Annotated in this window: 19 protein-coding genes and 1 pseudogene; 5 read left to right on the top strand and 15 right to left on the bottom strand. The window is 63.3% G+C overall.

All coding sequences use genetic code 11. From position 1 onward, the window contains the following. Positions 1-96: 96 nt before the first annotated feature. The 9 genes from dauA to IPM89_05200 all read right to left on the bottom strand — a co-directional run bounded on the left by dauA (position 97) and on the right by IPM89_05200 (position 9,723). Positions 97-1,872 carry a C4-dicarboxylic acid transporter DauA gene (dauA, locus tag IPM89_05240; GenBank protein ID QQS55217.1) on the bottom strand — a complete coding sequence of 592 codons (1,776 nt, stop codon included), beginning with the start codon at positions 1,870-1,872 and terminating at the stop codon, positions 97-99. Between the two features lie 5 nt (positions 1,873-1,877). Beyond that, complete coding sequence (locus IPM89_05235) at positions 1,878-2,117, bottom strand: hypothetical protein (GenBank protein ID QQS55216.1); 240 nt, start codon at positions 2,115-2,117, stop codon at positions 1,878-1,880. Positions 2,118-2,279: 162 nt separating this feature from the next. Next, complete coding sequence (nuoB, locus tag IPM89_05230; protein ID QQS55215.1) at positions 2,280-2,792, bottom strand: NADH-quinone oxidoreductase subunit NuoB; 513 nt, start codon at positions 2,790-2,792, stop codon at positions 2,280-2,282. A 10-nt stretch (positions 2,793-2,802) separates the two neighbouring features. Beyond that, complete coding sequence (locus tag IPM89_05225; protein ID QQS55214.1) at positions 2,803-4,335, bottom strand: nickel-dependent hydrogenase large subunit; 1,533 nt, start codon at positions 4,333-4,335, stop codon at positions 2,803-2,805. Between the two features lie 10 nt (positions 4,336-4,345). Further along, positions 4,346-5,803 carry a hydrogenase 4 subunit F gene (locus tag IPM89_05220; GenBank protein ID QQS55213.1) on the bottom strand — a complete coding sequence of 486 codons (1,458 nt, stop codon included), beginning with the start codon at positions 5,801-5,803 and terminating at the stop codon, positions 4,346-4,348. After that, positions 5,800-6,465 (bottom strand): hydrogenase-4 component E, encoded by a 666-nt coding sequence (locus IPM89_05215; protein QQS55212.1) that lies wholly within the window; start codon positions 6,463-6,465, stop codon positions 5,800-5,802. Before IPM89_05215 ends, IPM89_05220 begins: the two co-directional genes overlap by 4 nt. Further along, on the bottom strand, positions 6,465-7,421 hold the full coding sequence (locus IPM89_05210; protein ID QQS55211.1) for an NADH-quinone oxidoreductase subunit H: 957 nt from the start codon (positions 7,419-7,421) through the stop codon (positions 6,465-6,467). Before IPM89_05210 ends, IPM89_05215 begins: the two co-directional genes overlap by 1 nt. After that, complete coding sequence (gene hyfB / locus IPM89_05205; GenBank protein QQS55210.1) at positions 7,412-9,424, bottom strand: hydrogenase 4 subunit B; 2,013 nt, start codon at positions 9,422-9,424, stop codon at positions 7,412-7,414. The genes IPM89_05210 and hyfB overlap by 10 nt, the downstream gene beginning before the upstream one ends. A gap of 53 nt (positions 9,425-9,477) precedes the next feature. Continuing rightward, complete coding sequence (locus tag IPM89_05200) at positions 9,478-9,723, bottom strand: helix-turn-helix transcriptional regulator (protein ID QQS55209.1); 246 nt, start codon at positions 9,721-9,723, stop codon at positions 9,478-9,480. Between the two features lie 317 nt (positions 9,724-10,040). Between IPM89_05200 and cls the strand changes: the two genes are divergently transcribed. Next, a complete protein-coding gene (gene cls, locus IPM89_05195) occupies positions 10,041-11,537 on the top strand; it encodes a cardiolipin synthase (protein QQS55208.1) in 1,497 nt (498 codons plus the stop codon). Positions 11,538-11,678: 141 nt separating this feature from the next. Here cls and IPM89_05190 read toward each other — a convergent pair whose 3' ends face one another. The 4 genes from IPM89_05190 to IPM89_05175 all read right to left on the bottom strand — a co-directional run bounded on the left by IPM89_05190 (position 11,679) and on the right by IPM89_05175 (position 17,862). Continuing rightward, a complete protein-coding gene (locus IPM89_05190; GenBank protein ID QQS55207.1) occupies positions 11,679-13,238 on the bottom strand; it encodes an acyl-CoA synthetase in 1,560 nt (519 codons plus the stop codon). Positions 13,239-13,240: 2 nt separating this feature from the next. Further along, on the bottom strand, positions 13,241-14,671 hold the full coding sequence (locus tag IPM89_05185; protein QQS55801.1) for a potassium transporter: 1,431 nt from the start codon (positions 14,669-14,671) through the stop codon (positions 13,241-13,243). 230 nt (positions 14,672-14,901) lie between these two features. Then, positions 14,902-16,329, bottom strand: coding sequence for a potassium transporter (locus IPM89_05180; protein QQS55800.1), 1,428 nt, complete (start codon positions 16,327-16,329; stop codon positions 14,902-14,904). Between the two features lie 105 nt (positions 16,330-16,434). Continuing rightward, the gene (locus IPM89_05175; GenBank protein ID QQS55799.1) at positions 16,435-17,862 is read right to left on the bottom strand and encodes a potassium transporter; all 1,428 of its coding nucleotides are present in this window, start codon (positions 17,860-17,862) and stop codon (positions 16,435-16,437) included. A 575-nt stretch (positions 17,863-18,437) separates the two neighbouring features. On the opposite strand from IPM89_05175, the gene IPM89_05170 reads away from it, so the two are divergent. Further along, positions 18,438-19,067, top strand: coding sequence for a YbhB/YbcL family Raf kinase inhibitor-like protein (locus IPM89_05170; protein QQS55206.1), 630 nt, complete (start codon positions 18,438-18,440; stop codon positions 19,065-19,067). Positions 19,068-19,188: 121 nt separating this feature from the next. Next, positions 19,189-19,548, top strand: a complete 360-nt coding sequence (locus IPM89_05165) for a PilZ domain-containing protein (GenBank protein ID QQS55205.1) — start codon at positions 19,189-19,191, stop codon at positions 19,546-19,548. A 395-nt stretch (positions 19,549-19,943) separates the two neighbouring features. Here IPM89_05165 and IPM89_05160 read toward each other — a convergent pair. After that, a pseudogene (locus IPM89_05160) lies at positions 19,944-20,177 on the bottom strand (carboxymuconolactone decarboxylase family protein). A 293-nt stretch (positions 20,178-20,470) separates the two neighbouring features. Here IPM89_05160 and IPM89_05155 point away from each other — a divergent pair. Then, positions 20,471-20,761 carry an antibiotic biosynthesis monooxygenase gene (locus IPM89_05155; protein ID QQS55204.1) on the top strand — a complete coding sequence of 97 codons (291 nt, stop codon included), beginning with the start codon at positions 20,471-20,473 and terminating at the stop codon, positions 20,759-20,761. 28 nt (positions 20,762-20,789) lie between these two features. Further along, positions 20,790-21,800, top strand: coding sequence for a zinc-binding alcohol dehydrogenase family protein (locus tag IPM89_05150; GenBank protein QQS55203.1), 1,011 nt, complete (start codon positions 20,790-20,792; stop codon positions 21,798-21,800). Between the two features lie 220 nt (positions 21,801-22,020). Here the strand turns inward: IPM89_05150 and ppc are convergent, their stop codons facing one another. Beyond that, positions 22,021-24,849, bottom strand: a complete 2,829-nt coding sequence (ppc, locus tag IPM89_05145) for a phosphoenolpyruvate carboxylase (protein ID QQS55202.1) — start codon at positions 24,847-24,849, stop codon at positions 22,021-22,023. Positions 24,850-25,436: the final 587 nt, after the last annotated feature.

Below are 25,436 nucleotides of genomic sequence, written 5' to 3'. Positions count from 1 at the left end.
CCACCCGCCTAATTGACCGAAATCTTGGCCTTCGCGGCGAGAGTCGCAACGCCGGTTGGACAGCATCCGACCCACGAGCAGGCGTCTCCCAGCCGTTCAGGAGATCTGCTCGGTCAGCAAGGGCCGGTTGGTCGCGGTTTCACCCAAATAATGCCGCACTCGCGCCAGCGCCTGCGGCAAGCTGGACGACAGTAACAATTTGCCGGGAATGTTGTGCAGCCCGGCGCGACGCATCAGCAGTGCCGGCTGGCCATGCACGCCCGCCACCGCCACCAAGACACCGTCACCCCGCAGCCGCTCGATGGCCGAATCCAACGCCACCAATCCCGACACATCCATGACCGTCACGGCTTCGATATCGATGATGACCGCTCGCGGCCGGACCCCGATATCGTGCAAGGCGCTCATCGCCTTTTCCGCCGCGCCGAAGAAGAGCGAACCGGAGACTTCGTATAAGCGCACACCGTCCGGCAGCGGACTTTCCAGATGAGGATGATCGGCCTCCACATGCTTGCCGCCCGTCAAGGCCGCCATGCGGTTCATGAACAGCAGCGCGGCCAGCACCACGCCGATGCTGATGGCGACCACCATATCGAACAGCACCGTCAATCCGAAACAGACCAGCAAGACCAGGATATCGCTACCAGGCGCCACCTGAATAATATGACGAAAGTGCTTGAGTTCGCTCATGTTCCAGGCCACCAGCAGCAGCAAGGCGGCCAGCGCGGCCATGGGCAGATAACCCAGCAGCGGCGCCAGTGCCAGCAAGACCAGCAACACGAACAAGGCGTGAAAGACGGCGGCCAGCGGACCTCGGGCGCCGGCGCGGATGTTGGCGGCGGTGCGGGCCAGCGCGCCGGTCGCGGCAATGCCGCCGAAAAACGGCGCCACGACGTTGCCGATGCCCTGCCCGATCAGTTCAGCGTCGGGATCGTGCTTGGTCCCGGTCATGCCGTCGGCCACCACCGCGCACAGCAGTGACTCGATAGCGCCCAGCAGGGCGATCGCCATCGCCGGCCCCAGCAGATCCTTGATCAATCCCAGCGACAACCCCAACACTGCTCCGTCCGGACCGGGCAGTTGCCACGGCAGCCCGAAGCTCGGCAGGAACGGCGGAATACCCGGCAAGGTCTCTCCGCCCAACGTATAGCTGAAGCGCGATGCGATGGTGGCGACTTCGAAACCGTCCACGGTTCGACCGAGCAGCCAAGCCAGTACGGTGGCGATCGCCATACCGGCCAGCGGTGCCGGCAAGCCGGTTTTCAGGCGCGGCCAGAGGATCAGCAGGACCAAGGTCAACGCGCCGATCAGCAAATCCGGCGGGTGCAAACCGGGCAGCGCCTGCCCCACCAACCACAGCCGTTCCACGAAATGTTCGGGCTGGACAGCCAGTTGCAAGCCGAAGAAATCCTTGAATTGCAGGCTGGCGATCACCACCGCGATGCCGGCGGTGAAACCGGTGGTCACCGGATAGGGAATGAACTGGATCAGCTTGCCCATCCGCCCCATGCCCATGCCGATCAGTATGATACCGGCCATGCAACTGGCGGTGACCAACCCACCAAGGCCATATTTTTCGGCGATGGGATGCAGGATGACGATGAAGGCGGCGGTCGGCCCGGACACGCTGTAGCGGGAACCGCCGGTCAGGGCGATCAGCAGCCCGGCGACGATGGCGGTATATAAACCATACTGCGGCGGCACTCCGCTGCCGATTGCCAACGCCATCGACAGCGGCACCGCGACAATGCCGACGGTAATGCCGGCCAGCAGGTCGGCTTGCAGCTTGTTGAGGTTGTAGCCCCCGCGCAGCTTGTCGCGCAGCGCGGTGCCAAAAGGCAGATATAAGGGATGCCGTGAGTCAGGTTTCATGAACGCTATTTGGCCTCCCGATGCTGCTCGAACGACTGTCCGCAACCCTGGGCCATCTCCCCATCTATCGAATGATCTGTTTGAATAGCAGCCGTTTTTTTTGCAATTGATGAAGATTTATCGATGATATACCCATACTCGTTCTCCAAATGGAACTCGATGACTTCAAGCGGCATGGATCTGAGCTGGTTTAAGAACACCACGGAGTTTTTGAAGTTTTCCAATTCAGCAATGGTAATGGTCATACAGATAACCTCGATGGAGTAGCACACGAGCGGAAAATGGCGGTCCTGGAATATGGACGCTTCATCGGATACCGGACCGACACGGTCTCCAAGACCGCGTCGGCCCCACCGTTTTTCAAAGGCAGCTTCCCGTCGCTCGATGAGCGGGACTACCCAGGAAAATCATTGGATCCGCAACAACGCCAGCAAGCCTTCGAGCAATTGCAGAGGAGTCGGCGGACAGCCGGGAATGTGCAGATCGACCGGAATCACTTCGGCCACTCCGCCGACGCAGGCGTAGCCGCCGGCGAACACCCCGCCGTCCCGCCCGCAATCACCCACCGCGACCACCCATTTCGGATCGGGCGTGGCGGCATAAGTGCGCTCCAGCGCCTCGCGCATGTTGACCGTCACCGGTCCGGTCACCAGCAACACATCGGCATGGCGCGGCGAGGCGACAAAATGGAAACCGAAGCGTTCCAGGTCGTAAAAAGCATTGTTCAGCGCGTGGATCTCCAACTCGCAGCCGTTACAGGAACCGGCGTCCACCTCGCGGATCGCCAGACTGCGGCCGAGGCGTCGGCGGGCGGCCTGATCGACCTTCGCGCCCAGTTCGGCCAGGGCCTGTTCGGAAGGGGCCGGAGCGGGAAGAGTCAGCGGCGACCGCCACCCATTTTGCAACAGCAGCTTGCGCATGATGGAGCGCCTAAAGATCGTGGCCCGAATACGAGCAGTTGAAGGATTTGTTGCACAAGGGAAAATCCGCCACGATATCGCCTTCGATGGCGGCTTCCAGCAGCGGCCACTGCAACCAGGAGGGATCGCGCGGATGGCAGCGCGCCACCGTGCCGTCGGCGGCCAAGCGCAACCAGATCAGGATGTCACCGCGAAAGCCCTCGACCAGCGCCATGCCCTCGACCAACCGGCCGGGCTGGTTCAGTGCCCCACGCACCGGACCCGGCGGCCAGCGCGCCAGAATTTGCTCAATCAGGGTCAGACTCTGTTCCACCTCGCGGATGCGAATCCACACCCGGGCGTTAACATCGCTGTCGCGCCGCACCGGCACCTCGAACTCAAGCTGATCGTAGGGCGGGTAACCCGGCTGGCGGCGGGCGTCGAAGGCGCGGCCGGCGGCGCGGCCGATCACCCCGCCGCAACCGAACTGCTGGACCAGCGTCGGATTGAGCGTCCCGGTATTGGCGGTGCGGTCTTGCAGCGAGGCGGTGTTGTCGTATAACTCGACCAGGGGTGGAAACGCGCGGCGCATTTCGGCCAGCAGGGCTCGCAAGATCGGTACGCCATCCGCCGGCAAATCGACGGCCACACCGCCCGGAATCACGCAATCCATCAGCAGACGATGACCGAAGCAGGCGGCGCTGGCGCGGAGCACCCGCTCGCGCAACACCGCGCAATGGGCCAACATCAAGGCGAAGGCGGCGTCATTGCAGATCGCGCCGATGTCGCCGCAGTGATTGGCCAGCCGCTCCAGCTCGGCCATCAGCGCGCGCAGCCAGTGCGCGCGCGCGGGAATCTCCGTTTCCGTCGCCGCCTCGACCGCCCGGGCGAAGGCCCAGGCATAGGCCACCGTGCTGTCGCCCGACACCCGCCCCACCAGCCGCGCCGCCCGCTCCAGCGACGCGCCGTTCAGCAGGCTCTCGATACCCTTGTGAACATAGCCCAGCCGCTCTTCCAGCCGGACCACGGCCTCGCCGTTGGCGGTGAAGCGGAAATGACCGGGTTCGATGATGCCGGCGTGTACCGGCCCCACCGGAATCTGGTGCAGGCTTTCGCCCTCCGCCGGCAGAAACGGATAAGGTGGCATCGCTTCGGTCGGCGCGGTTGCGGCACCCAGGGGATGGCGCAGCGGCCAGCGGCCGTGATCCAGCCAGGGACGAAGATCGGGGCCGGCGGCCGGCTGTAAACCGACCAGATCGGTGATGGCCCGTTCCAGCCGTTGCGCCGGTGGATGCAGACGCCCCACCGAGGGGAACTCGCCGGCCGGACAGGGCAGGCTGGCGACACCCGGCGTACCGGTTTCGAACTCATAGGCCGCCAGATGCGCCACACCGGGTTCGGCCCATAATCCGAGCAGGCTCCAGCTACCGTTCGCCAGTCCGGCCAGCAGCGTGTTCCAGGTTTCGGCGCTCACCAAAAACCGGGGCCAGGGCCGATGCCCGGTGACCGGCTGGCCGGCGCCCAGCACGGCGAGCAAGGCGGGATTGGCGTTCGTCGCTTTCATCCTATCGCCCTCAACCCAACAGGACCGCGACATGGCGGAACCAGGCCACCAGCGGTTCGGGTAGCCAGAACCCGGCGACCAATACCAGCCCCAGATGCACCGTCGTCGGCAGGGTACTGGCTCGCACCGGCACAACGGCGGTACTGTCCGGCTGGCCGAACGCCACGCTGTGCAACCGCCACAGCAGGGTGCCGAAGGCCAGCAGCAACCCCACCACCAGCGGCAACGCCAGCAGCGGCTGGCGGGCGAAGGTGGAACTGACCACCAGGAACTCGCTCATGAACACCCCGAACGGCGGCATCCCGGCGATGGCGATCACGCCCGCCACCAGCCCCCAGCCGAGGGTCGGATGGGTGACGGTCAAACCGCGAATAGTGGAGATCCGCTGGGTACCCTTGACTTGGGAAATATGGCCCACGGTGAAGAAAATCGCCGATTTGGTCAGGCTGTGCAGGGTCATGTGCAGCAGCCCGGCGAAGTTGGCCAGCGGCCCGCCCATGCCGAAGGCGAAGGTGATGATGCCCATGTGTTCGATGGAGGAATAAGCGAACAAGCGTTTGATGTCGCCCCGGCGATAGAGCATCAAGCCGGCGAACAGCAGGGACAGCAGCCCCAGAATGACCATCAGCGGCCCCGGCGCCAGCGCGGACGGATTGGCGCTCATCAGCATCTTGAAGCGCAGCACCGCATACAGCGCCACGTTCAGCAGCAAACCGGACAGCACCGCCGAGATCGGCGTGGGGCCTTCGGCGTGCGCGTCCGGCAGCCAGGCGTGCAGCGGCACCAGACCGGCCTTGGTGCCGTAACCGAGCAGCAAAAACACGAAGGCCAGGTTGAGCAGCGCCGGATCGAAGGCGTCGGCGCGGGCCAGCAGCCGGTCCCAGGCCATGGCCGGCAGCCCCTGCCCGATCACCGGTTGCGCCGCCAGATACACCAGGATGGTGCCGAACAGCGCCAGGGCGATGCCGAGGCTACCCAGAATGAAATACTTCCAGGCGGCTTCCAGCGCGGCATGGGTCCGGTAGAGACCGACCATCAGCACCGTGACCAGCGTCGCCAGTTCGATCGCCACCCACAGCAACCCGATGTTGTTGGCGAGCAGCGCCAGGTTCATGGCGAACAGCAGCGCCTGATACATGGCGTGATAAAAGCGCAGATACGCCGGGGTCAACCGGCCGGTTTCCAGTTCGTGGGCGATGTAGCCGGCACTGAACACGCTGGTGGTGAAGCTGACCCAGTTGTTCAGCGCGATCAGATAGATGTTGAAGTCGTCCACCCGCAGATAGAGATTGGCCTCCGGCCGCGCCTGGAACAGGGTGGCGGCGGCCAGCAGGCACAGCAGCGCCGCGCCGACATTCAGCCTGGCGCCGAGCCGGTAGCCGGACACCAGCACCAGCAGCAGCGCCGAGCCGGCCGGAACGCCCAGCAGCACGGCCATCGCCACGAGACCGAGATCCGCGCCGCTCATCGCCGCCGTTCCTCCCGAAAGGTATCCATCGCCTGCATGTCCACGCTGTCGAAGCGCTCCCGGATGCGAAACAGAAAAATACCGATCACGATCATCGCGATCAGCACCGAAAACGCGACGCTGATTTCCACCGCCAGCGGCATGCCGCGTGCTCCGGCGGCGGCCAGCACCAGTCCGTTCTCCAGCGACATGAAGCCGATCACCAGGCTGACCGCGTTGCGGCGGGTGACCATCAGCAGCAACCCCAGCAGCACCACCGCCAAAGCGAAGGCCAGATCTTCGCGCGCCAGCGCGTCGGCGCTGGCCGTCACCGGCAGCATCACCAGAATGGCCAGCGCCACCAGCCCGGTGCCGGCCAGCATGTCCCGGCCCACGCCTCCCACCGCTTCCAGCGTGCGATGGATGCCGAGCCGCCGGACGATGCGGTGGAGCGCGACCGGAATGACGATCGCCTTGAACACCAGCGCGATTCCCGCCGTGATGTACAGGTGATGCGCGCCCTGAATGGCGGCCTGCCAGCCGACCGCCAGCGCCAGCACCAGCGAGTGCAGGGCGAAAACGCTGATCAGGGCATACAGGCGATCCTGGTACAGCAGCAGGAAACTCACCACCACCATGCCGCCCGCCAGGAAATGGGCGATATCGAAGGCCAGGCCGTGCATCACAGGCTCCGGGACACAAACAGCAACAGGGTACCGAGCAAACCCAGCATCAGCGCCGCCCCCAGAAATTCATTGACACGGAACACCCGCATCTTGGCGATGCTGGTTTCGAACAGCGCCAGCAGCAGACCACCCACCGCCAGCTTGGCCAGATACACAGCCACACCCGTCAGATAATCCAGCGGACCCGCGCCGGCGGTCGCCATGCCCCAGGGCACGAAGATGCAGGCCATCAGCGACAGATAGAGCAGCAATTTCAGGGCAGCGGCCAGCTCGATCAGCGCCAGATGGCGACCGGAGTATTCCAGCACCATTGCCTCATGCACCATGGTCAGCTCCAGGTGGGTGGCCGGATTGTCCACCGGAATCCGGGCATTCTCGGCGATCGCCACCATGACCAAAGCCAGCAGCGCCAGCGCCAGCGACACCCGCAGGCCGACATCGGCATTCAGCATGAAACGGGCGACCGCCGACAGTTCGGTGGTGCCGGCCAGCAGCGACAGGGTGAATACCATCATCAGCATGGCCGGTTCGGCCAGCGAGGCGATCATCATCTCGCGGCTGGCGCCGATGCCGCCGAAGCTGGTGCCGACATCGAGCCCGGCCAACGCCAGAAAAAAGCGGGCGGTGCCGAGCAGCGCGACGATGGCGATCAAATCGGCCGTCCAACTGAACGGCAGGCCGCTGGCGAAGGTCGGCACCAGCGCCGCCGCCACCCAGATCGCGGCGAAGATCAGATAGGGCGCGACTCGAAACAGCCAGGAGGCGGAGTCGGCCAGCACGACCTCCTTGCGCAACAGCTTGAGCAGATCGCGGTAGGGTTGCAGCAGGGTCGGGCCACGCCGGCGCAGCAGTCGCGCCTTGAGCGCGCGGACAAAACCGGTGAGCAGCGGGGCCAGCAGCAGCGTCAGCAGCATTTGGCAGCCCTGCACCCCATAGTCGGCGGTCAGCGCCATAGCACCATCCCCAGCAACAGCAGGACCAGCGCGCCGAACACCAGACTCAGGTAACGGCGGATGGTGAGGTATTGAAAGGCATTGAAACGGCTGGAGAGCGCCACCACGGCCGCGATGATCGGGGCGTAGCCACGCTCCCAGACCGGGTCGTGCAGCTCGACCTCCAATCGCGCCGGCCGCGAATCGCCGGGCGGCGGCATGAACACCCGTTCCCGCGCCTGGAACACCACGCTGCCGAACACCCGGCGGATCGGTTGAGCGAAGCTGCCGGCGGTGTACTGGGTCGCGGGGCTGGCTTCGGGAAAGCCGCAATCCCAGGCCGGACCGCGCCGCGCCGCGGCGGAAGCGAAACGATGGATCAGGAGGGCGGCGCCGGTTCCGGAAAATGCCATGAACAACAGCACCAGCAAGCCGTTGTAGGTGCTTTTGACATCCACCACCGGCACCAGTGTCAGCCAGGGCTGGCTGCTCTGCGCCGTCAGCCGGGTGCCGCCGTTAAGCACACTCACCACCGGAGACAGGCCATCCACCACCAGTCCGGGCAGGATGCCGGCCAACAGGCAGAGCACCGCCAGAACGAACAGCGCGACCAGCGAATAGCGGTCGGTTTCCCGTGCCCCGGCGGCGGCCGGCGAACGCGGCCGGCCCAGGAAGGTGATGCCGAAGGCTTTGACGAAGCAGGTGGCGGCCAGCGCGGCGGACAGCGCCAGCAGCGCGCCGACCGCCGGCACCAAAAACTTGAGCGGCCATTGCGGCAGCTCCGGGCTGGCCAGGATGGCCTGGAAAGTCAGCCATTCGGAGACGAAGCCGTTCAGCGGCGGCAGCGCCGAAATCGCCGCCGCGCCGATCAGAAACGCCAGCGCGGTCCACGGCATCGGGTGGATCAACCCACCCAGCCGTTCCATGTCGCGCTCTCCGGTGGCGGTCAGCACCGCGCCGGTACCGAGAAACAGCAGACTCTTGAACAGCGAATGGTTGAAGATGTGGAACAGCGCGGCGGTCAGCGCCAGTGCGGCGTTCGCGTACATATGATTCGCCTGAAACGCCAGCGCCAGCCCCAAACCGATAAAGATGATGCCGATATTTTCCACCGTGTGATAGGCGAGCAGCCGTTTCAGATCGTGCTGCATCAGCGCGTACAGCACGCCCAGCACGGCGGTGATTCCACCCAGCGCCAGCACCAGTCCTCCCCACCACCAGGCCGGCGTGCCCAGCAGGTCGAACACGATGCGGATGAAACCGTACACCGCCACCTTGGTCATTACCCCGCTCATCAATGCCGACACATGGCTGGGCGCGGCCGGATGCGCCAGCGGCAGCCAGACATGCAGCGGCACCAGACCGGCCTTGGAACCGGCTCCCACCAACGCCAGCGCCAGCACCAGCGCCGCCGCGCCCGGCGTGGCCTGAGCGGCGCGGATGGCGCTGAAATCGTAGCCGCCGTCGGGACCGGCCAGCAGCCCGAAAACCAGCAGCAGCGCCAAGGTACCGAAGCAGGCCATGACCAGATATAGATAACCGGCGCGAGCGTTGGCCGGCTCCCGATGGTGGGCCATGACCAGTGCCCAGGAACTGAGCGACATGAATTCCCAAACGAATAAAAAGGTAAAGGCGTCATCGGCCAGCACCACCAGGTTCATGCCGGCCAGAAAGGCCGGGTAGAACGGCAATACTCGTTCGGGCGTTTTTTCATGCTGGCCGTAGCCCAGGGCGAACAGGCTGGCCACCGCGCCGCCAAGATTGACCACGATCAGGAAAAAGGCCGACAGCGCGTCCAGACGGAAATGCGCGCCCAGCCAGGGCAGGCCAATGGGCAAGGTCAGCGTGACCGGCGTTCGGTCACCCAGCAGATGCGCCAGCGCCGTCCCCAGCAAGAGGATGCAGATGACCAGACTCACCCCGTAGACCTGGCGGGTGCAACCCGTCCGGCGCGATGCGGCGATCGCATGGAGACCGACGGCAAGCAGGGCCATGGCCAAGCCCAATGACAGCGACAACGGCATGGTGACGAATTCCACTCCTTCCGACCCACATCACTACGGACTGATTGAGCGGTTCAGCGCTTCAGCCGAACCCCGCGCCCGCCACCTTCGCTGGCGGCGCCCTCCCCGATCAGCTCCACGCCGGCGGCGTCGAGCGCGGTGATGAGCTTGACCAGGGAATCCACATTGCCGCGAATCGTGCCTTCGCTGGTTTCCATCCGCTGGATGGTCGGCAGGGACAAACCGGCGCTTTCGGCGAGCGTTCGCTGGTCTATACCCAACAGCGCGCGTGCCGCTTTCAACTGAGCCGCTGTGAGCATAATGAAAATCCAGGTTCCAAGACAGGCATTAATTATCACTAACGAAAAGTTTAAATGCAATAATAAATATTGCATATTGATTTATTAAACATTAGCTTCACGACGCCGTTTCAGCAGATGGGAAACCTCGAAACAGGAGATATGGCGCTCCTGTCTGACGGGTGGAATCACCGTGTCGGACCACCCCGGCGCTACGCGCCACCCCTCCTTCTCCAAGGAAGAGAGATTCCATAACCGGGATGGGAGCGCTATATATCGGATTCATGCCGTTGTTTGTTTTGTCGTTATGACAACGCGGGTAGACTTGCGCGCAGACGATGCGGCGCCTAGAGACCGATAAACTTTCAGGATTCATTTCAGTGAACGAAACAACCTTTTTTGCGGCGATTCTCTGGATACTGAACGTTCTGATTCAATTCGCCTTCATCGCGCGGGTGCTACTGAGACCGCATCGGGAGCCCGCCTCGCGCATCGCCTGGATGGTGATCATTCTGGTCCTGCCGGTGCTGGGTATTCTGGCCTATATCCTGTTTGGCGAAGTCAACATCGGCCGACGGCGCGTCGCGCGAATGCAGGCGGTGCTCGCGCAAATGCCGAAGGTGGCCGATGCGGTGGGTCTGGACGCGGCCATCCAGCGGGTCGAGGCGTCGGATCGCTACACGCACCTGTTTCGTGTCGGGCACTCCATCAGCGGTTTCGAACCGGTCGGCGGCAACCACGCCCGCCTGCTGGCGGATTCGAACGCCACCATCGACGCCATGGTGGCCGACATCGATGCCGCCAGCGAGCATGTGCATCTCCTGTTCTATATCTGGCTGCCGGACCACAATGGCCGCAAGATCATCGAGGCGCTAAAGCGCGCCGCCGCGCGCGGCGTCACCTGCCGGGCGATGGCGGACGACCTGGGCTCGCGTCTGCTGATTCATTCCAAATACTGGCCAGACATGGATCGAGCGGGGGTCCGCCTGGCCCGGGCCTTGCCCGTTGGCAATCCGTTGCTGCGGCCTCTCAAGGGGCGGATCGATCTGCGCAACCATCGAAAAATCGTCGTGATCGACGATCTCATCACCTATTGCGGCAGTCAGAACTGTGCTGATCCGGAGTTTCTCATCAAGGCCCAATACGCGCCCTGGGTGGATGCCATGATGCGTTTCGAGGGGCCGATCGCCCGTCAGAATCAACATCTGTTCGCCAGTGACTGGATGGCCCATGTGGACGATGACATCGCGGACCTGCTGCGGCGACCGATCCCACCCGCCCTGTCGGGGCTGCCGGCTCAGGTCATCGGCACGGGGCCGACCGTGCGCTACTCCGCCATGCCCGAGATGTTTGAGTCACTCATGCACACTGCTCGCCATGAGTTGATCATCTCGACCCCTTATTACGTCCCCGATGAGTCCATGCAGGGCGCCTTGTGCGCCAGCGCCCGCCGTGGCGTGGCCACGACCATTGTCTTCCCGGCCAGGAACGACTCGTGGATCGTCGGCGCGGCGAGTCGCAGCTACTACGGCGAGCTGCTCACCGCTGGAGTACGGATCTTCGAATACGTGGGCGGATTGCTACACACCAAATCGCTGACCCTGGACGGTGAAGTGACGCTGATCGGTTCCGCCAACATGGATCGCCGCAGCTTCGAACTGAACTACGAGAACAACATCCTGTTCCACGATCCGGCGCTGACCGCCGATGTCCGGCGGCGCCAGCAGGAATATATCGCCCGGTCGCGCCCGGTCGAGCTGAGCGAAGTGGCCGCTTGGCCGATGACACGTCGCCTCTGGAATAACGCCATCGCCATGCTCGGGCCGGTGCTCTAGAGCGTTGACCGGTTCAGCGTCATGGACGGCCTGGGCGGCGAGGACTTGTGCCCGATCCAGTTCTGAATCGCACAGACCCGCCGGGGGTGGTCAGTAGCACCTGGAGACATTGCCAGCGACCTTCCTGACGGTGAATCTGCTTTACCGCCGCCACCGCGCCAGATCGCGGCGGCGGACCTTGCCGTTGGCGGTGCGCGGCAGGCTATCGACGAAAATAATCTCGCGCGGGCACTTATAGCCCGCCAGATGGGCGTGGGCATGGGCCAGCAAGGGCGCGGCGTCCATCCCGTCCGGTTCGTCGGGATCGCGCGGCACCACGAAGGCGGCGATTACGCTGACGCCCTCGCGCACGGCCAGCTCAGTGACCGCCACCTCCGCCACCGCCGGATGCCGGCTCAGGCAATGTTCCACCTCCAGCGGCGACACCCGGTAGCCCATGGCGTTCATCACGTCGTCGTTGCGACCGTGGTAGATCATGTAGCCATCGGCGTCGAAGTGAACCAGATCGCCGCCGAGGAACCACTCGCCCCGGTAAACCAACTCCTCTTCTTCGGGGCGATTCCAGTAACCCAGCATCAGCCCCGGATCGCCGCGATGCACCGCCAGCAACCCGGTCTCGCCCGGTGGCAGCGGTTCCTCACCGCCTTCGACCGGCAATGCCGCCACGCAACGACCCGGCTGGGCCTTACCCGGACTGCCGGGGTTGACCGGCTCGCCCGGCGCCGAAGAAATGTAGGTCGAGCATTCGCTCATCCCCAACGCCTCGTACAGCGCCTTGCCGGTCGTCGCCCGCCACTGTTCCAGCAAAGCGGTGCTCAGCGCTTCGCCGGCGGTCAGCCCGTGGCGCAGGCTGGACAGGTCATAAGCACCCAGATCATTGTATTTCAGGATCTGTCGGTACAGCCCCGGCACCGCTGCAAACAGAGTGGCCCGGTACTTCTCCATCAGCGCCGGCCAAACCGTGACATCGCGCGGACCGTTGTAGAGTACCGCCGTCGCGCCGTTGGCCCAGGGATCGGTCAACCCCACCCCCAGGGTATAAGTCCAGTTAAATGCCCCGGCGTGCAGAATCACATCGTCCGGGCGGATGCCATACCAGCCCTGGTACATCGGTCGCCGACCCCAGGCCGAGCGCTGGGCGTGCAACACGCCCTTGGGCTGACCGGTGGTACCGGAGGTGTAGATCAGGAACGCTGGATCGTCGGCGGCGGTATCGGCATAGTCCAGCGGCTCGTGACCGGCCCGTAGCGCGGCGACCTCGGCCAAGCCCAACACTTGCACACCCGGCGGTGGCCGGATCGTCAGTTCATCCGCCATGGCCAGCAACCGGGCACCGGAATCGGCCAGCAGGAAAGCGGCCTCCTCCTCGGTCAGTTGCGCCGAGGATGGCAGCGGCACGCAACCGGCGGCGATGGCGCCGAAAAACAGCAGGGCGTAATCGCTGGTGTTGCCCATGCGGATCATCAGCCGCGCGCCTGGCGCCAGACCCAGACGGCGCAGCCCGGCCGCCGTGCGCCGCACCGCCTCATCCAGTTGCGCGTAAGTCCAGTGCTCGGCCGCTCCAACCGGCGCGTCGGCGTCGGAAACCACCACCAGCGCCACCTTGTCCGGCGTGGTCCGCGCCGCCGCCTGAAGACAGTAGCGCGCCAGGTTGAACCGGGCCGGCGGCAACTCGCCGGTGTAGCCTCGCTTTGGATTCATGATCAGCCCTTCCAGAAATCCGGATGGAACAGCAGCAACACCGGGAACACCTCCAGCCGGCCCACCACCATGGCCACCGTCATCAACACGGTGGCGGTATCGCTCAGCGGGCTGAAATTGGAAGCCGTATCGCCCAGACCCACGCCCATGTTATTCAAGCCGGCCGCCGCCGAACCGAACGCCGTCACCAAATCCAGGCCAGTCGCCACCAGTGCCAGCGACAGCGCGCAATAACAAAAGATGTAGAGATAATAAAATCCCCACACCGCCTGCATCACTCGCTCCTGTATGGGCCGGTTGCCCAGTTTGACCGCGATCTGCGCGGTGGGACGGATCAACAGGCGGATTTCGCGCACGCTCTGTTTGTACAGCAGCAGGAATCGAACCGCCTTGATACCGCCGCAGGTCGAGCCGACGCAGCCGCCGAAAAAGCTGCCCAGCAACAGCAGCAAGGGGACGAAAAATGGCCAGTCCGCCGAATAGCCGGCCGCCGTATGACCGTTACTGGTCACGATCGAAAGACTCTGGAAAAAGCCGTGAGTGAGCGACTCCTGGAGCGGAAAGGTGCCGCTGAAGTACAGGTAGGCGCAGGTGAGCGCGACAATCCCGCCGATCACCACCAGAAAAAATTGGAATTCCGCGTCATGGAACACCAGCCAGAGGCTGCGCCGGCGCCACGCCATGAAGTACAGGGCGAAATTGACCGCCGCGATCAGCGTGAAAATGCCCGAGATCAACTCGATGGTCAGACTGTGGAAATAACCGATGCTGGCGTCGTGGGTGGAAAAACCGCCCAGCGCCAAGGTGGAGAAACTGTGACAAACCGCGTCGAAGGGACTCATTCCGGCCGCCCAAAACGCCAGCGCGCAGGCGATATTCAAACCAAAGTAGATCACCCACAGGTTCTTGGCGGTCTCGGTGATGCGCGGAGTCAGCTTCTCATCCTTCATCGGCCCCGGCGTCTCGGCCTTGTAGAGCTGCATCCCACCGACGCCCAGCATCGGCAGCAAGGCCACCGCCAGCACCACCACCCCCATGCCGCCCAACAGGTTCAATTGCGCCCGATAGTAGAGGATCGCCTTGGGCAGGGCGTCCAGGTCGGACAGAATGGTGGCGCCGGTGGTGGTCAGCCCGGAGGCGGTTTCGAACACCGCGTCCACCACCCTCATGTGCGGATGTTCAGCCAGCACGAACGGAATGGCGCCCAACAGGGACAGCAGCACCCAAAACGCCACCACCACCACGAAACCGTCGCGGTTGCGCAGATCGACCTTGAACCGGCAGACCGGCAACCAGCACAGCAAGCCCAGCCCCAGGGTGGCGGCCAGGGTTTCCGCGAACGGCATCACCACCGCCATGCCGTCGTACCACCACGCCACCACGATCGGCGGCAGCAGGGTGGCGCTGAACAGGACCATCAGCACCCCGACCATGTACAGCGTCGTCTTGACCGGCGCCCGTCGCTGACGGGTTTGCCACGGGTTCCAGCCGGTTTCGGGCCGTGGCGGGGCAGGACCGGACTCGTCTTCCTCCCCCACTCGCGGCCGCGGCGTCCGTGGCGCGGTCCCGGCTTCCCGCCAGTCTTCGAGTTCGGCCGTGCCTTCACCCTGGCCCGAAATCAACTCCGACCCCGCCTCCAGGCGATCCGTTCGCTCGCTCATGCTCATTTCCAGAAGTCAGGCAGAAACAGCAACAACAGCGGGAAGATCTCCAGCCGGCCGATCACCATCGATGCCGACAGCAACCAGGTGGCGGCATCGTTCAACGGGCCAAAACCAACCGCCGTCTCGCCCAATCCCACCCCCATGTTGTTCAGGCAACCCGCCACCGAGCCGAATGCCGTCACCAGATCCACACCGGTCGTCGCCAGCGCGAAGGAGAAAAAACAGTAGCTGAGGATGTACAGGAAATAAAACCCCCACACCGCTTGCATCACCCGGTCCGGCATCGGTCGGTTACCGACCTTGACCGCGATTTGCGCGGTGGGCCGGACCAGCAATCGGGCCTCGCGCAGGCTCTGCTTGAACAGCAGCAGAAAACGGAATGCCTTGATGCCGCCACAAGTCGAACCGACGCAACCGCCGAAAAAGCTACCCAGCAACAATAGTAGCGGCACGACGAACGGCCAGTTTTCCGGATAGCCGGTGGTGACGAGACCATTGTCGGTGATGATCGAGGCGGTCTGGAAAAAACCGTGATAAATCGATTCCCACAACGGAAACTTGCCGGAGATATACAGGTAACCGCAGGTGAGCGCGATGATCCCGGCCATGACCACCATGCAGAACTGGAATTCGGCATCGCGAAACACCACTTTCAAGCTACGGGAGCGCCACGCCAGGAAAAACAGGGCGAAGTTGACCGCCGCCACCAGCGAGAAGAAGCCGGCGATCAGTTCGATCGGGGCGCTGTGAAAATAGCCGATGCTGGCGTCGTGAGTAGAAAAACCGCCCAGCGCCAGGGTGGCGAAACTATGGCAGATCGCATCGAAAAAACTCATTCCCGCCGCCCAGAACGCCAGCGTACAAACCACGTTCAGGCCCACGTAGATGAACCAGAGGTTCTTGGCGGTCTCGGTGATGCGTGGGGTCAGCTTCTCGTCCTTCATCGGCCCCGGCGTCTCCGCCTTGTAGAGCTGCATCCCGCCGATCCCCAGCATCGGCAGCAAGGCCACCGCCAGCACCACGATGCCCATGCCGCCCAGAAAATTCAGTTGCGCCCGGTAGTACAAGATCGCCTTGGGCAAGTTGTCCAAGTCGGACAGGATGGTGGCGCCGGTGGTGGTCAGACCGGAGGCGGTTTCGAACACCGCATCCACCAAGCGCATGTGCGGATGCTCCGTCAGCATGAATGGCAGCGCCCCCAGCAACGACAACAACATCCAGAACGCCACCACCACCACGAAGCCGTCGCGGTTGCGCAGATCGACCTTGAACCGGCACACCGGCAGCCAGCAGAGCAAACCCAGCGCCAGCATCGCCCCCAACGCCTTTGCAAACGGCATCACCACCGGCATGCCGTCGTACCACCACGCCACTCCCATCGGCGGCAACAGAGTCGCGCTGAACAGGATCGTCAGCAGTCCGACCATGTACAGCGCCGTTCTGACCGGCGCCCGCCGCTGACCGGCCCACCGCGCCTTTTCAGTCATCGTCAGCGGCGGTTCGCCGACGTACTCCACTTTGTCCATGCCCACTCACTTCCAGAAATCCGGCAGACATAACAGCAACAGTGGAAAGATCTCCAGCCGGCCGACCACCATCGACAGCGCCAGCAAAAAAGTAGCGGTGTCGTTCAACGGACTGAAGTTGGAGGCGGTATCCCCCAACCCCACTCCCATATTGTTCAAGCCGGCCGCCGCTGAACCGAACGCCGTCACCAGATCCACACCGGTCGCGGTCAGCGCCAGCGACAGCGCGCAGTAACAGAAGATGTAGAGATAGTAAAACCCCCACACCGCCTGCATCACTCGATCGGAAATGGGGTGACCCCCCACCTTGACCGCGATTTGCGCGGTGGGCCGGATCAGCAGCCGGGCCTCGCGCAGGCTTTGCTTGTACAGCAGCAGAAATCGGATCGCCTTGATGCCGCCGCAGGTCGAACCGACGCAGCCGCCGAAAAAACTACCCAGCAGCAACAACAACGGCACGAAAGCCGGCCAGTCGGCCGAGTAACCGGCGGTGGTCAAACCGTTACCGGTGATGATCATCACGCTCTGGAAATAGCCGTGCTGAAGTGCTTCCCACAGCGGAAACTTGTCGGTGAAATACAGGTAGGCGCAAGCGATCGCGACGATCGCGACGATCACCGTCATGAAGAAGCGGAATTCGGCGTCCCGAAAAACCATCCAAACGCTGCCTCTGCGCCATGCCAGAAAGTACAGGGCGAAATTGACCGCCGCGATCAGCGCGAAGGTCCCCGCGATCAGCTCGATGGCCGGATTCTGGTAATAGCCGATACTGGCGTCGTGGGTGGAAAAACCGCCCAGCGCGATGGTGGTGAAGGCATGACAGATCGCGTCGAACGGACTCATCCCCGCCGCCCAGAACGCCAACGCGCAGACCACGTTCAGGCCCACGTAGATGACCCAGAGATTCTTGGCGGTCTCGGTGATGCGTGGGGTCAGCTTCTCGTCCTTCATCGGCCCCGGCGTCTCCGCCTTGTACAGCTGCATCCCGCCGATCCCCAGCATCGGCAGCAAGGCCACCGCCAGCACCACGATGCCCATGCCGCCGAAAAAGTGCATTTGCGCCCGGTAGTACAAGATCGCCTTGGGCAGGGCGTCCAGGTCGGACAGGATGGTGGCGCCGGTGGTGGTCAGCCCGGAGGTGGTCTCGAACCAGGCATCCAGGAAAGAAATATCCGGTTGCTCCGCCAGCATGAACGGCAGCGTGCCCAGCAGCGACAGCAGCACCCAGAACGCCACCACCACCACAAAGCCGTCGCGGTTGCGCAGATCGACCTTGAACCGGCACACCGGCAACCAGCACAGCAAGCCCAGCCCCAAGGTGGCGGCCAGGGTCTCGGCGAACGGCATCACGACATGAAGATCGTCGTACCACCACGCCACCACGATCGGCGGCAACATGGTGGTGCTGAACAAAACCAGCAACAAGCCCACCATGTGCAGCGCCGTTCTGAACGGTGCCCGTCGCGGGTAAGCGACCGGTCGTGCGCCGTCGGGAAGTTTCGAAGAGACCGTCGCCACCGGCTGGCCGGTTTTCAGCCCTTCCTCGGCTTCGGTGCCAAGGCCATCGCCTTCCGGGAACGCGCTCCCCGTGAGTTCACCTCGCGCGCTTCGATCGCTCATGGGTCCAATAGACCTCCATCCTCTGGTGCGGAAACCACGGTCAAAACGCCGGATCGGCTCGCCAGTCAAGTACCCGCCTGGGTCGTCGCCACCACGATGGCTTCCGTGGTGGCTTCGCGGCGGAGGCGATCAATTCCATTTGCCGGCATCGCGAATTAACGTGCTATGTTGTATGCGTTATCATAGATCGATAAAAAGCAAACCCATTGCCCGGATCGTTCACGAGCCACGGCAATTCTTTAAGAACGGCGAAGACAGGTCAAGCGAATACCGCTACCTTGACCGGTCGAATGCCAGAGCAATCCCGGCTCCCGATACATCGGTCGCGCCCCTCGCCGCCGACGCGTCGATACCACTCCCGGCCACACTCTGATTGAAGGAAAGAGTGCATGAAACTGACTAGCCCCGTCTTGCGCGATCATCAACCGATCCCCGCCGAGTTCGCCTTCGGCGTTGCCGACCCCCAACAGCACGTCGTGCTTGGGTCCAACACCAACCCACCACTCCAGTGGAGTGATCTGCCGCCGGAAACCCGCTCGCTGGCGCTGGTCTGCCACGACCCGGACGTACCGACCCAGGCGGACGACGTCAACCAGGAAGGGCGGGAGGTTCCGGCCAGTCTGCCGCGTACCGATTTCCATCACTGGATACTGGTGGACCTGCCCCCCGAACCCGCGCAGATTTTGGCCGGCGAGTTCTCCGAGGGCATCGCGCCCGGCGGCAAGCCGGGGCCGGACGGCCCGCGCGGCACCCGCCAGGGCATCAATAACTATCGGGAATGGTTTGCCAGCGACCCGGCGATGGCTGGCCGCTACTTCGGTTACGACGGCCCATGCCCGCCCTGGAACGACAGCATCGTGCATCATTATATCTTCACGCTGTACGCGCTCGATGTGGAGCGCTGTCCGGTGGATGGCGAATTTACCGGCCCCGAGATGCTCGCCGCGATTGCCGGACATGTGCTGGATCAAGCCAGTTTGACGGTTACTTACAGCCTTAATCCAGCCGTACCGGCCTGAAACGCCCGACGATGAACGCCACTCTCGACCAGGCACGGTCTTTTCCTCCAACGACCTGTGCGCTCCGCGGATGCTTACCGCGAGTGGCGCAACGGCATTGCAAACAGGCCAAGAGATCGCCATGAGCCCTCCCGACCCGCCCGGAGCCGAACAGCGTCGGCTCAAACGCTGGTATCTGGTGATGTACCTGCGCGTCTACAATCAGGACGATCAAGTGTTATTGGGCCACATTGTCGATATCAACAAGGAAGGCATGCGACTGGTTAGCGACCGCCCCATCCCGGTCAACCAAATTTTCCGGTTATGGGTGGATGTTCCCAGGGAAGGCAATTCGCGACAACGCATCTCGCTGGAGGCGGAAAGCCTGTGGAGCGGTCGAGACATCAATCCCGATTTCTACGACACCGGCTTCCGCATCCAGAACATCAACATGCAGACGCTGTTGCAGATGCAGTTGTTGATCGACGAGTTCAAATTCTGAAGCCGGCCGGGTTCGCCAGCCATCGCGGATGAGAAGGTGTGGCGATGGGACGACGAGCGAGCGGTGGTGAGTTTCTGGCGCAGGCCAAAGTAAGGTCTCGGCGGGGACATTCGGGTGCAAATGCATGTAGACGGCAACCAGCATAATGGCCACGATCAACAGGTTCGTCAGGTAAAAGATCTTGTCCCCCACCACGCCCGCGAATTTCTTGTCAAAGGCGAAGAATGCCAACAGCAGCAATCCGCAGCAATCCGCTTGAAATTTTACCGGCCTGTCCGACGATGGCAGACAGTCTCGGCCAGGGCAACTGGCTTAGGGCAATCTGGTTCGCGAACAGGGTCGTGAAGGGCTCGAAGAACTTCGTCGTGCCCCCAACAACATGAAGGCGCCCAGGATAACGCCTCCAACCGGGCATTGGGCAGCGGCGTTTCGTGGCGGCGGGCGTGCTCCACATTGACCGTCTGCCAGACCACGGTCAGTTCATCCTTGTCAAAGCTCGAGTTCGCAAAAAGCTCGTGAACCAGCCCGTAGCCCTCCAGCAGTCCGGGCGCTTCGGCCATGACCGCGGGCAGGCCCGGGATCATGCCGTAGGCCTTTTTTGACTGGGATTGGGTGCCGACATGATCCAGGCTGTCGGTCGCTGTGTTTCGAAACCATTCGAGTGCGCGCTTAGCCGGCGTTCTCTCGGGATGGCTCAAGACATTGCAGCATCAAGGCCAGGGTCGGCCAGTGCGCGCACCCGCCTGAATTGAGCCCGGCTGGGGGGAGGCCAGGCTGCCTTTCTCGATAATTTGTAGCAACAGGGCGATATTGTTGAGCAGCATTATTCGGCATTTCCGGATTATCTTTCCATATTCTGTCGAGTTATCCGGCTTTGGCAAGCCGCTATATTTGTCCTATCGCCACTCAAGGAGTTACAGCCATGACCACACTGACCATCATCGCCAACATCCACGCCAACCCCGATCAGATTGACCGGGTCAAGGCCGAGCTGGAAAAGCTGGTTCCGATCACGCGGGCCGAAAAGGGCTGCCTCCAGTATGACTTGCACCGCGACAATGAGGACCCGGCGCATTTCATGTTCTTCGAGAGCTGGGAATCGCGCGAGCTGTGGCAGGCCCACATGAATGCCCCGCACCTCGCCGCCTATATGAAAGCCACGGACGGCGCCGTTGCGGAGTTCATTCTGAATGAAATGACTCCCATTCGTTGACCAACCCCACGGATCAGGAGATACCACAATGAAAGCAGTCGCCCTCACCCATTATCTTCCCATCGATAACCCGAAATCCTTTCTTGACGTGGAGCTGCCCAAGCCCACGGCGTCGGGCCGCGATCTTCTGGTCGCTGTGAAGGCCGTGTCGATCAACCCGGTCGATACCAAGGTCCGCGGCCCAAAAGACACGGTGGAAGAAACCCCTCGCGTTCTTGGCTGGGATGCCAGCGGGATCGTCGAAGCGGTCGGCGAGGACGTCACGCTCTTCAAGCCCGAAGATGAAGTCTATTATGCCGGTGACATTACCCGGTCCGGTTCCAATGCGGAATTTCAACTGGTGGATGAGCGCATTGTCGGATTCAAGCCGAAAAGCCTCGGCTTTGCCGAAGCCGCGGCGCTACCGCTGACCACGATCACCGCCTACGAGGCTTTCTTTGATCGTCTTAACATCGATCGTGATGGCGCCGACCAAGGGCAGTCGGCTCTCATCATCGGCGCGGGTGGCGGTGTCGGTTCGATCGGCATCCAATTGGCCAAGGCGGCCGGGCTGGTTGTCATCGCCACGGCCTCGCGCCCAGAGACGGAAAGCTGGGTCAAAGCGCTGGGCGCGGATCATGTGGTTAATCACCGCCAACCCATGGTTGAGCAGGTGCGTGCGCTCGGGTTTCAATATGTCGATCACATCGCGATCTTCAATGACATGCGCCATTGGGAAACGGCGGTTGAACTGATCCGGCCGCAGGGCGGGATTGTGACAATCGATGATACCCACCTGCCGATGCCGATGGCGGGCATGAAGATGAAGGCCGCCAGCCTGCACTGGGAATTCATGTTCGCCCGCGCCATGTTCGAAACACCGGACATGATCGAGCAGCACCAGTTGCTGAACTATGTGGCCCATGAAATCGACGCTGGACGAATCCGCACGACGCTCGACAAAGTGCTGAGCCCGATCAACGCCGAGAACATCCGGGCCGCCCATGCGCTCATCGAAACCGGGCAGGCCAAAGGCAAGATCGTCGTTCAATCCTTCTGAAGACGATCCCCTCGCCCGGATGGCGGGAGGCGACCTCGTCGAGGCACACCTGCCCGCATGGGCGATTAACGCGGGACGGATCAGGGCATCCAGCTGACCGTCGGCCACCGAGACCGCCTGGGCGTAAGAGTATTCTTGCACGACCATGGCCTGGCGCAGCGGCCGAACCGGCTTGAGGCACCAACCGCTCGCGAACGCTTACCGGTCGGCTTTTCAACCGTCAACCGGTATTCCGCAATCCCGCCGCCAGCGCGTTGATGGACCGCAGCAGGGGCCGCAGCCAGGTCTCCGCCTCGGGCGAATCCGCGCCCTGATCCTTAAGCGCCTGCCGGTAGCGGCGCAGCAGCGTGACCTGGATGTGATTGAGCGGGTTCAGGTAGGGGTCGCGCCGGTCCAGCGATTTGGCCAGCACCGGATTTTCCTCCAATAGCGTCGCGATCCGCGCCACCGTCAGGATCTCCTGGCAGGTCCGTTCGTATTCCACCTGAAACCGCTCGTAGATGCCGGTCCCGGTCCCGGCGTCCTCGCACAGCCGGGCGTATTCGCGGGCGATGTCCGGGTCCGCCTTGCTCAGCGACATTTGGCTATTGTTGAGCAAGGCGTGGAAGAACGGCCATTCCCGATACAGCTTTTGCAACAGCGCCAGCCGCTTGGGATCGTTGCCGCGCCAGGCCGCCAGCGCGCCGCCGATGCCGTACCAGCCGGGCAGGGTATGCCGCGCCAGGCCCCAGCCGAACATCCACGGAATCGCCCGCACCGAATATTTGGAGCGGTCGCCCTGGGCGCGGTGCGAGGGCCGCGAGCCGATGTTGAGCTGGCCGATCTCGGTGACCGGCGTGGCGGTGTAGAAATAATCGATGAAGCCGGGTGTTCGTTCGGTGAGATCGCGATAGGCGGCCTCGCCGTGTAAGGCCAGTTCGGCCATGACCGTTGCCGCTTCCGGCGGGTCGGCCGGCACGTCCTGAATCAGGTGGCGGCTGGCTTTCATCAGGCCGGTGATACCCAGCGTCAGTTCGTAAACGGCGGTTTCCAGATTCTGATACTTGAACGACAGCACTTCGCCCTGTTCAGTGATCTTGATCTGGCCGCGCACCGTGCCGGTCGGCTGGGACAGGATAGCATCGTGGACCGGGCCGCCGCCGCGTCCCACCGTACCGCCACGACCGTGGAACAGGCGGCAGTCGAAGCCGCGCGCCGCCGTCAGGGCCACCGCCTGTTGCTGCGCCTGATACAGCCCCCAGTTGGAGGCCAGGATGCCGCCGTCCTTGCAGGAATCGGAATAACCCACCATGACGTCCTGCACCCCACCAGCCGCCGCCAGCAGTTCCCGGTAGGTCGGCTGGTCCAGCAGCCGGGTCAGCAGGGTCTCGACCCGGTTCAGATCGGCGATGGTTTCGAACAGGGGAGCGACGCGGATGTCGCAGTGCCAGCCGCCGTCGGCGCGGCGTCCGACCAGTCCGGCGAAGCTGGCCAAAAACAGCACCTCCAGCACATGGCTGGCTTCGTGGGTCATGGAAATGACGTAATTGTCAAACGCGCGCGGACTGATTTCCTCGCGCGTCCGCGCCATGGTCTGGAAGACCTCCAGCGTCTCGCGGGTGGCGGGGCTGAGCGAATCGCAGTACAGCAGCGGGGTGCCCGGCCGGGCCAGCAGTTCGCCGAGCGCCCGCAAGCGTTCGTCCTCGGTCAGGGCGGCGTAGTCCGGCAGGTTGGGCGCCATGGTGAAAACTTCCGTCACCGCCGCCGTATGCCGGCCCGACTCCTGCCTCACGTCCAGCGCCGCCAGATAAAAGCCGAAGGTTTCCGCCAGCCGGATCAGATCCTTGAGTTCCCGCTCGGCGACCGCGCCGTCGCCGTGGGCGACCAGCGAATCGCGGATAATATAAAGTTCCTCAAGAAATTCCCGTTCGGAATCGTAGCCCCAGAAAGGAACCGGGATCTTGTCCGGATGGCCGTCGATGCGGGCACGAATGCGGTCGAGGTTGTGCCGCAGCCGGTGGTAAATCAGAAACAGCTTGCGCCGGTACGGTTCCTGGGCGTACTGCCGGGGCGTGTCGTGGAATAGTTCGGCCATGCGCCGCAAGTCCGCGTCCAGGCTGGCGGTGAACGGCGGCGAAGGCGTGACCAGCGAGCCGGAATAGGTCAAGCGCCGGTTCAGATCCTCGATCCGACGCAAATATTCGCGCAGGATCTCCTGCGCTTGCAGGCGCACGGCCAGCGCGGTGGTGTCGGGGGTGACGAAGGGGTTGCCGTCGCGGTCGCCGCCGATCCACGAGCCGAAGCGCAGCAGGCAGGGGATTCGCACCGTCGTCTTGCCGCCCTCGTCGCCATAGACCGCGCTCAGCGCCCGCTCCAGATTGCGGTAGAGCACCGGCAGGGCGTGAAAGATCGATTCTCGAAAGTAGTAGAGCCCGTTCTTGATTTCGTCGCGCACCTGCGGTTTGTAGGCGCGCACCTCGTCGGTATGCCACAAAACCTGAACCTGGCTGCGCAATTCCTCCAGCACTTCGTCCCGCTGGAGCGGGTTGAGCGCCGGATCGTCGAGCTGACCGTTGCTCAGGAAGATGCGGCGCTGCGCGCCGAGCAGCACCCGGCGCTTGGCTTCGGTCGGGTGAGCGGTGAACACCGGCGTGAAGCAGAGCCGGTTCAGCAGTGCCTGCAACTGGGCGGCATCGACGCCGGCGGCGCGCAGGGTGCGCAGCGTCTCGTCGAAGGAACCACGCCACAGCGGCTCGCCACGGCGGACCTGCTCGCGGCGCTGCTGGTGCTGGAACGATTCCTCGGCGATGTTGGCGAGGCTGAAGTAGGCGCTGAAGGCTCGTACCACATGGTTCAGCATCTCCGGGTTCAGCGCGGCGATGAAGCGCATCAGCCGCTCGCGAATTTCCAGCGCGGCGCCGGACTGGCGGCGCAACTCGGTGAAACCCTTGCGCAGGGTTTCCACCGCGTCCAGCACATGACGGCCTTCCCGGTCGCGCAGGGTCTCGCCCAACAAGCGACCTAGCAGTTTGACGCGGTCGCGCAGCGGTTGATCGGAGGAGGTCGGCATGGCGGTTGCTTCCTTCGGGTGAATGGAATGAGTTCGCCGCGGGTCGCGCGGGAGAGCGGGCTTCACAATGCGGTTGTTATACCAATTCTGAATAGGTTTTCGTCATTCCCGCGAATGCGGGAATCCAGGCCGCCGCTGAAAAATGGGATACCCGCTTTCGCGGGTATGACGAACAGGGTGGTTATTGGCCTCCGAAAAGAACAAAACCTATCGGGAAACGATATTAGTAGCGGAACGACGCGAGGGGTTCACTTGCCGCGGTCGCGGGGCCGCGCGATTCAACAGCCGCCCTGGCGAAAACTATAGTAACCCAAGAGTCCCGCCCGCGGCGGCGCGCGTCACCGGCCGTCCCCGACCCACACCTATCGCGAGGTCCTGCGTCAGGCCCCGCGGACCGAGGCGCGGGTCCATGCCGAACTGGCGAATGCCCAACCGCTGGAGGAACAAAGCATCAATATGTTGCAACGCGAACGGCGCTGAATAGTCGAAGCCGGGCTAATTCCATATTTCAATTCCATGGTGAAGCGATAATCCAAGCCCAACTCCAGTGGCGACCCCAAGGCTTGCGCTGGTCAATTCCTCGACCG

This window comes from Candidatus Competibacteraceae bacterium (genome assembly GCA_016699715.1).
Taxonomy (GTDB): domain Bacteria; phylum Pseudomonadota; class Gammaproteobacteria; order Competibacterales; family Competibacteraceae; genus Competibacter.
This window is presented reverse-complemented; position numbering and strand designations above follow the sequence as displayed.

Bases quoted from the DNA above. Each gene is read 5' to 3' on its own strand.
- ppc (QQS55202.1), bottom strand. From the start codon at position 24,849: ATGCCGACCTCCTCCGATCAACCGCTGCGCGACCGCGTCAAACTGCTA.
- IPM89_05175 (QQS55799.1), bottom strand. From the start codon at position 17,862: ATGGTGGGCTTGTTGCTGGTTTTGTTCAGCACCACCATGTTGCCGCCG.
- hyfB (QQS55210.1), bottom strand. From the start codon at position 9,424: ATGCCGTTGTCGCTGTCATTGGGCTTGGCCATGGCCCTGCTTGCCGTC.
- IPM89_05215 (QQS55212.1), bottom strand. From the start codon at position 6,465: ATGCACGGCCTGGCCTTCGATATCGCCCATTTCCTGGCGGGCGGCATG.
- nuoB (QQS55215.1), bottom strand. From the start codon at position 2,792: ATGCGCAAGCTGCTGTTGCAAAATGGGTGGCGGTCGCCGCTGACTCTT.
- IPM89_05220 (QQS55213.1), bottom strand. From the start codon at position 5,803: ATGAGCGGCGCGGATCTCGGTCTCGTGGCGATGGCCGTGCTGCTGGGC.
- IPM89_05185 (QQS55801.1), bottom strand. From the start codon at position 14,671: ATGGTCGGGGTGCTGATGGTCCTGTTCAGCGCCACCCTGCTGCCGCCG.
- IPM89_05200 (QQS55209.1), bottom strand. From the start codon at position 9,723: ATGCTCACAGCGGCTCAGTTGAAAGCGGCACGCGCGCTGTTGGGTATA.
- IPM89_05225 (QQS55214.1), bottom strand. From the start codon at position 4,335: ATGAAAGCGACGAACGCCAATCCCGCCTTGCTCGCCGTGCTGGGCGCC.
- IPM89_05210 (QQS55211.1), bottom strand. From the start codon at position 7,421: ATGGCGCTGACCGCCGACTATGGGGTGCAGGGCTGCCAAATGCTGCTG.
- IPM89_05170 (QQS55206.1), top strand. From the start codon at position 18,438: ATGAAACTGACTAGCCCCGTCTTGCGCGATCATCAACCGATCCCCGCC.
- cls (QQS55208.1), top strand. From the start codon at position 10,041: ATGCGGCGCCTAGAGACCGATAAACTTTCAGGATTCATTTCAGTGAAC.
- dauA (QQS55217.1), bottom strand. From the start codon at position 1,872: ATGAAACCTGACTCACGGCATCCCTTATATCTGCCTTTTGGCACCGCG.
- IPM89_05190 (QQS55207.1), bottom strand. From the start codon at position 13,238: ATGAATCCAAAGCGAGGCTACACCGGCGAGTTGCCGCCGGCCCGGTTC.
- IPM89_05155 (QQS55204.1), top strand. From the start codon at position 20,471: ATGACCACACTGACCATCATCGCCAACATCCACGCCAACCCCGATCAG.
- IPM89_05235 (QQS55216.1), bottom strand. From the start codon at position 2,117: ATGACCATTACCATTGCTGAATTGGAAAACTTCAAAAACTCCGTGGTG.
- IPM89_05150 (QQS55203.1), top strand. From the start codon at position 20,790: ATGAAAGCAGTCGCCCTCACCCATTATCTTCCCATCGATAACCCGAAA.
- IPM89_05180 (QQS55800.1), bottom strand. From the start codon at position 16,329: ATGGTCGGACTGCTGACGATCCTGTTCAGCGCGACTCTGTTGCCGCCG.
- IPM89_05165 (QQS55205.1), top strand. From the start codon at position 19,189: ATGAGCCCTCCCGACCCGCCCGGAGCCGAACAGCGTCGGCTCAAACGC.